Source organism: Klebsiella sp. MS 92-3 (assembly GCF_000195655.1).
Classification (GTDB): Bacteria; Pseudomonadota; Gammaproteobacteria; order Enterobacterales; family Enterobacteriaceae; genus Klebsiella; species Klebsiella pneumoniae.
This window is the reverse complement of sequence record NZ_GL882850.1, coordinates 2,224-3,577: the sequence shown is the minus strand read 5'-3', so window position 1 is coordinate 3,577 and position 1,354 is coordinate 2,224. Positions and strand designations below refer to the sequence as shown.

1 protein-coding gene is annotated in these 1,354 nt (G+C 58.6%); it reads left to right on the top strand.

Annotation, left to right across the window (positions count from 1 at the left end; translation table 11 throughout):
* The coding region (gene aceF, locus HMPREF9538_RS05615; RefSeq protein ID WP_009485984.1) for a pyruvate dehydrogenase complex dihydrolipoyllysine-residue acetyltransferase at positions 1 to 1,341 on the top strand (1,341 nt) is incomplete at its 5' end.
* Between the last annotated feature and the right edge of the window lie 13 nt (positions 1,342 to 1,354).

Sequence of the window (1,354 nt, the reverse complement as noted above, 5' to 3'; positions counted from 1 at the left end):
GCCGCTCCGGCACAGGCTGCCGCGCCGGCTGCTGCGGCTCCGGCTGCCGCAGCAGGCGTGAAAGATGTTAACGTCCCGGACATCGGCGGCGACGAAGTTGAAGTCACCGAAGTGATGGTTAAAGTCGGCGATAAAGTCGCGGCGGAACAGTCCCTGATCACCGTAGAGGGCGACAAAGCCTCTATGGAAGTTCCGGCGCCGTTCGCGGGTACCGTTAAAGAGATCAAAATCAGCACCGGCGATAAAGTCAAAACCGGTTCCCTGATCATGGTCTTCGAAGTGGAAGGCGCTGCGCCCGCCGCCGCTCCGGCTCAGGCTGCTGCACCGGCACCAGCTGCTGCCCCGGCTCAGGCCGCTAAGCCTGCCGCTGCGCCGGCTGCGAAAGCAGAAGGTAAAAGCGAATTCGCTGAAAACGATGCCTACGTTCACGCGACCCCGCTGATTCGCCGCCTGGCGCGCGAGTTCGGTGTTAACCTGGCGAAAGTGAAAGGCACCGGCCGTAAAGGTCGTATCCTGCGCGAAGACGTTCAGGCTTACGTGAAAGAAGCGGTTAAACGCGCTGAATCCGCACCGGCTGCTGCCGCAGGCGGCGGTATCCCGGGCATGCTGCCGTGGCCGAAGGTTGACTTCAGCAAGTTTGGCGAAGTCGAAGAAGTGGAGCTGGGTCGTATCCAGAAAATCTCTGGCGCCAACCTGAGCCGTAACTGGGTGATGATCCCGCACGTTACCCACTTCGACAAAACCGATATCACCGATCTGGAAGCGTTCCGCAAGCAGCAGAATGCCGAAGCTGAGAAGCGTAAACTGGACGTGAAATTCACTCCAGTGGTCTTCATCATGAAAGCGGTTGCCGCTGCGCTTGAGCAGATGCCGCGCTTCAACAGCTCGCTCTCCGAAGATGGTCAGCGCCTGACGCTGAAGAAATACATCAACATCGGTGTGGCGGTGGATACCCCGAACGGTCTGGTGGTTCCGGTCTTCAAAGACGTGAACAAGAAGAGCATCACCGAGCTGTCTCGTGAATTGACCACCATCTCGAAGAAAGCGCGCGATGGCAAACTGACGGCTGGCGAAATGCAGGGCGGTTGCTTCACCATCTCCAGCATCGGCGGCCTGGGTACCACCCACTTCGCGCCGATTGTTAACGCGCCGGAAGTGGCCATCCTCGGCGTGTCTAAGTCCGCGATGGAGCCGGTATGGAATGGTAAAGAGTTTGTGCCGCGCCTGATGCTGCCGATCTCTCTGTCCTTCGACCACCGCGTCATCGACGGTGCTGATGGTGCCCGCTTCATTACCATCATTAACAACACCCTGAGCGACATTCGCCGCCTGGTGATGTAATCGAAAAAAAAAA